This window comes from Skermanella sp., from assembly GCF_059503625.1.
Window position 1 is genome coordinate 1 of record NZ_JCACHA010001083.1, and the last position, 5637, is coordinate 5637.

Annotated in this window: 4 protein-coding genes; 1 reads left to right on the top strand and 3 read right to left on the bottom strand. The window is 67.5% G+C overall.

Annotated features, from left to right (window positions below):
* Nucleotides 1–1522 (bottom strand): protoglobin domain-containing protein (locus tag AC5JJ6_RS39040; RefSeq protein WP_496047205.1); only part of this gene is annotated, 1522 nt, incomplete at its 3' end.
* Between the two features lie 85 nt (nucleotides 1523–1607).
* A complete protein-coding gene (locus AC5JJ6_RS39045; RefSeq protein WP_496047206.1) occupies nucleotides 1608–3215 on the bottom strand; it encodes a tetratricopeptide repeat protein in 1608 nt (535 codons plus the stop codon).
* Nucleotides 3216–3408: 193 nt separating this feature from the next.
* Here AC5JJ6_RS39045 and AC5JJ6_RS39050 point away from each other — a divergent pair, with 193 nt between their 5' ends.
* Entirely contained in the window at nucleotides 3409–4422 is a 1014-nt protein-coding gene (locus AC5JJ6_RS39050; protein WP_496047207.1) for a zinc-binding alcohol dehydrogenase family protein, read from the top strand.
* Nucleotides 4423–4446: 24 nt separating this feature from the next.
* On the opposite strand, the gene AC5JJ6_RS39055 is transcribed toward AC5JJ6_RS39050, so the two are convergent.
* Complete coding sequence (locus AC5JJ6_RS39055) at nucleotides 4447–5622, bottom strand: zinc-dependent alcohol dehydrogenase (RefSeq protein ID WP_496047208.1); 1176 nt, start codon at nucleotides 5620–5622, stop codon at nucleotides 4447–4449.
* Between the last annotated feature and the right edge of the window lie 15 nt (nucleotides 5623–5637).

Genomic DNA, 5637 nt, shown 5'->3' on the forward strand with positions numbered 1-5637 from the left:
GTATGGACAGCGTGACCAAGGTATCCGGCTGGCACGGCGTTTCGCTGGCGACCATCGTGCCGTCTTCCGACAGGTCGTGCAGGATGACCTTCTCGACCCGCCCCGCCACCGCGACTTCGGCGTCGATCATGGCGGCGTGGCGGCGTCTGGTGCGGCGGTCCGCGATCCTGGACGACGTGCGGACCGCCTTGACCAGCAGCTTCCGCATGCTGGTCATCGACTCCTCCATCCGCACCGCGCTTTCGTTGACGGCGTGGGACGCCTCGTCGGCGCGGCCGACGCTGCCGGCGACGGATTCCATGAGATCGTTGACGTCGCCGGCGCGGGCCGCCGTGACGTTGACGTTGCGGGCGATCTCGCTGGTGGCCGCCGTCTGTTCCTCCACCGCCGCCGAGATCCCGGCGGCGACCTCGTCCATCTCCGCGATCGCGCGGGAGACCTCGTCGATCATGCCGACGGTATCGCGGGTGACTTTCTGGATGGTGGCGACGCGGCTGGTGATGTCCTCCGCCGACCGCGCCGACTGGCTGGCGAGGTTCTTGACCTCGCCGGCGACGACGGCGAAGCCCTTGCCCGCTTCCCCCGCGCGCGCCGCCTCGATCGTGGCGTTGAGCGCCAGCAGGTTGGTCTGGGCCGCGATCTCGCCGATGATCTCGACCACGCGCCCGATCTCCTCCGCGGCAAGGCCGAGCCGGTCCACGACGGCGCGGGCCTCGCTCATCCGGGTGACGGCGCCGCGGGCGGCGTGCGACGAACGGCCGACCTGCCCCGCGATCTCCGCGATGGAGGCGTGAAGTTCCTCCGCCGCCGACGCGACGGTCTGCGCCGACACCAGCGCCTCGTTGGCGGCGCCCGACGCCGCTTCGGTGTCATGGCCGACCGAAACAGTGACGCCGGTCATGGTATGGGCACTGGTCACGAGGTCGCCGGTCAGGTTGGAGACGCTTTCGATCGTGTCCATCACCTGATGGTCGATGCGCTCGATCATGATGTTGACCGCTTCTTCCCGCTCGGCGGACAGGGCGTCCCAATAGGTGGACATGGCGACCTCCATGTCGAGCAGCACGGCGCGGCTGACGGCGCCGAGCGTCTCGGCGATGGTGCGGCGGCTGCCGGCGGTGCTCAGGAAACTGCCCTGGGAGACGGCGACGGCGGCCAGCAACTCTCCCAGCACGAAGGCGTAGCCCGACACGTACCACTGCGGCGTTAGGCCGATGCGGTGATGCGTGAAGCCGATGCGCCGGGCGGAGGACTGGTACGAGGCGTCGAAGTTTCCGTCGAACAGCACGGCCCAGTGCTTCGCCTGGGCGTCCTTGGCACAGCGTACCGCCTCCGCCGAACCGAACTTTTCCGCCAGTTCCGGGGTGGACATCGTTCGTTCGTAGAACTGATCGAGTATCCCCGGCAGCACCGTGAGAATAGTCGGCCGGACCATGCGCAGAAGAGCGGAACTATCCGCATCCATGCCGCTATATGCGATCTGCCGGCCGAGATCCATGCGATTGCTTTCCGAGAGCGCCATAGGTTCCTCCAGTTCTTTTGGCGCATTTATCACAAAGAGTCTTAATGCTTTGCTGCACGAAAGAGACCGCGCGGAGAGCGGAAAGTTACCGGTAGCCGAACAGCATGGTGATGTTGATCCGGCGGTTGAGATAGCCCGGCCGGAAATCGACGCTTTCGGTCGCGTGGACGGCGTCGGAACTGAACAGGAGCGCCCGGTTGCGCCGGTGGCCGATCCGGTGCGGCGCGCCGCCGTGCTCGCGGATGAAGGTGTCGAACCGCGGGTTGATCGAGTTGTAGTCGTCGAAGCTCCACTCGGCCGGGACCTTCACCGGATAGACCAGCAAGCCGCCGGCATCCGGGTCCGGACAGGCGTCGTCGGGAGCGATCCACAGGTTGACGTTGACGGCGGCGTCGTCGGCGTGCGGCGGGATGCCCGACAGGCGCTGGTCGTATTTGAAGGCCCAGACCTGCCGCAGGGCGTGGGGACCGACGATATCCGGCAGGGCGGCCTGAAGCCCGCGCGCGATGGCGAACAGGATGTCGTGGTCGAAGCCTTCCTGGAGATACGCGCCGAGATAGCCGCCGGGATGCTCCAGGTCGAACCAGAAGGTCGACTCCAGGCAATACCGCGTCAACCCGGCCAGCGCGCGCGGCGAGAGCAGCCCGTCGATCACCGCGTAGCCGGCGACGCTGTCGCGGAAGTCCCGCCCGATCCGCGACCAGTCGAGATCGGGATTGAGGACGGCGCCTCCCTCCACACCGGGATCGGCCAGCCAGGGGTCGGCCAGATGGACCATCCTGTTGTAGATCGGCCGGACAGGGGCGAGCTGCTCCGGCGTCAGGGTGAACACCTCGCCGGGGCGGCGTCCGCTCCGGATCGCCTCCGCCGTCAGGTCGCGCAGGGCGGGCAGGAGGGCGGCGGCACCGGCGGGCAGGCGGCCGAGCGTGTCCAGGTAGGTCAGCTGCTCGACGTCGTGGACGAGTTTGGTGATGCTGGTCCGCGCGGATGGGCCGGGGTTTGCGGGGCTGGGGCTTTCGGCGACGCCGCCGGGCTGCCCGCCGCTCGGCCACCACAGGCTTGCGCGCCGGGGGACCCAGTGCCGTCGGCAAAGTTCGCGCACTTCCTCCAGCCGGCCTTGGAACTTCAGGGCGTCGGCCAGCCGGCGGGCGTGCCCCTCGTCTTCGGGGTCGAGGTCGACGGCGCGGCGGAGGGCGGTTTCAGCCTCCTGCCAGTCGCCCGAGCGGAGCAGGACAGCGCCCAGCGTTCCCCAGACGGCGGCCGAGTCAGGGGAATGCCCGGCGAGACGCCGGTAGAAGCCGATGGCGTCGGCGTCGCGGCCTTCCTGGTTCGCCTGATCCCCGGCCTTCGCCAGGAGCGACTTGATCGCGTCGATGTCCGCCGCCGCCGGGCCCGGTTTGTCCAGCAGCTCCACCGCTGCCGCGAAACGGCCGAGTTCGGCGAGGGTGCCGGCGCAGGCGAGAGCAACCGGCGCGCTGCCGGGCAGCAGCGACAGGCACGCGGTCAGCGGTTCCAGCGCTTCCTCCGGCCGCCCCAGGTCCCGGAGCAGCCGGCCGAGCGCATAGAGCGCCAGGGTGTTGGAGCCATCGGCGGCGAGCACCCGGCGCAGCAGGGCTTCGGCCCTGTCGTGGATGCCGGCTTCGAACAGATCCACGGCGATGGCAAGGGCTTGGGAGATCGTTTCGGGCGTCATGTGCGGAACAGCCTGGACAGGTTTTCCGCGCACGATGACGGGCAATGGTAAAGATATCGAGGTTCCGCACATCCAGTTGAAAAACTGATCGATCCAATAAGAACTATGCGCTTCACCAATCGAACCGGCGCGTCCACAGTCCGTTGACAGGATCGAACCCCGACGGACCACCCCAAGAGCAGAGGCACCCCGGATGAAAGCCATCGGTTTCTACAAGCCGCTCCCCATCGCCGACGACCAGTCGCTGACCGGCATCGACCTGCCGGTGCCGGAGCTTCGCCCGCGCGACATCCTGGTCAAGGTCGAAGCGGTGTCGGTCAACCCGGTCGATACCAAGGTCCGGAGCAGCGCCACGCCGCCGGAAGGCACCGCCCGCATCCTGGGCTTCGACGCCGCCGGAACGGTCGAGGCGGTCGGGGCGGAGGTGACGCTGTTCAGGAAGGGCGACGAGGTATTCTATGCCGGCGCGCTCGACCGGCCCGGCACCAACAGCGAGTTCCATGCCGTGGACGAGCGGATCGTCGGCCGCAAGCCGGCGTCGCTGTCGTTCACCCAGGCCGCGGCGCTGCCGCTGACCTCGATCACCGCGTGGGAACTGCTGTTCGACCGGCTGGGCGTGCCCTATGGGACCAAGACGCAGGACGGCGCGATCCTGATCGTCAACGGCGCCGGCGGCGTCGGCTCCATCCTGACGCAGCTTGCCCGCCGGCTGACCGGCCTGACGGTGATCGCGACGGCGTCGCGGCCTGAAACGGTCGCGTGGTGCAAGGAGATGGGCGCGCACCACGTCATCGACCACCACAACCCGCTGGACGAGGAACTGAGCAGGATCGGCATTCCCGCCGTCCGCTACGTCGCGGCGCTGAACGCCACCGACCAGCACCTCCCCGCCATCGTCAAGGCGATCGAGCCGCAAGGCGCCGTGGCGGTGATCGACGATCCGAAGGTGCTGGACATCGTGCCGTTCAAGCGCAAGAGCGTGTCGGTCCACTGGGAGCTCATGTTCACCCGGTCGTTGTTCGGCACGCCGGACATCCAGCGCCAGCACCAGTTGCTGAACGAGGTCGCCGACCTTGTGGACGCCGGCGTCCTGCGGACGACGCTTAAGGAGGAGCTGGGCCGGATCGACGCCGCGACCCTGCGCAAAGCTCACGGCATCCTGGAGAGCGGCAAGAGCGTGGGAAAGCTGGTGCTTACCGGCTTCTGACGCGCCGACCCGTGCAGCCCCGGCCTACTGGCCGGGGCGCAGCACCACCTTGATGACGCCGTCCTTCTTGTCGCGGAACTTCTTATACATTTCCGGCGCGTCTTCCAGGCTGGCGGGGTGAGTGACCACGAAGCTGGGGTCGATCTTGCCGGCCTCGATCTTCTCCAGCAGCGGCTTGGTATAGGCCTGAACGTGGGTCTGGCCCATCTTGAAGGTCAGGCCCTTGTTCATCGCGGCGCCGATCGGCAGCTTGTCGCCCATGCCGACATAGACGCCGGGGATCGAGATCGTCCCGCCCTTGCGGCAGCTCATGATCGCCTGACGCAGCACATGGACCCGGTCGGTCGCCAGGAAGGCCGCCGCCTTGACCTTGTCGAACACCGAATCCGCGGCGCCATGGCCGGCGGCCTCGCAGCCGACCGCGTCGATGCAGCTGTCGGGACCGCGCTTGTTGGTGCGGGCCATCAGCTCGTCATAGACATCGGTCTTGGAGAAGTCGATCGTCTCGGCGCCGCCGGCCTCGGCCATGGCGAGCCGTTCCGGCACTTCGTCGATCGCGATCACCCGGCCCGCGCCCATCATCAGCGCCGAGCGGATGGCGAACTGGCCGACGGGACCGCAACCCCAGACCGCGACGGTGTCGCCATCCTGGATCTGGGCGTTTTCCGCCGCCATGTAGCCGGTCGGGAAGATGTCGGAAAGGAACAGCGCCTGCTCGTCGGTGACGCTGTCCGGCACCTTGATCGGCCCGACATCGGCCATCGGCACCCGCAGATATTCCGCCTGACCGCCGCTGTAGCCGCCCAGCATGTGGCTGAAGCCGAACAAACCGGCGGGAGAGTGCCCCATCGCCTTGATCGCCATCTCGGCATTGGGGTTGGTCCGGTCGCACAGCGAGAACAGGCCCTTCTGGCAGAACCAGCACTGGCCGCAACTGATCGTGAACGGCACCACGACGCGGTCGCCGACCCGGAGGTTGGTGACTTCGGAACCGACCTCCACCACTTCGCCCATGTTCTCGTGTCCGAGAATATCTCCGCTCTCCATCGTCGGCTGATAGCCGTCGAGCAAGTGAAGATCGGACCCGCAGATGGCGCAGGCGGTAATCTTGATGATGGCGTCTCTCGGGTGCTGAATTTTAGGATCGGGAACAGTATCGACGCGTACGTCACCTTTTCCGTGCCAGCAAACTGCGCGCATCGATCATTCTCCGGA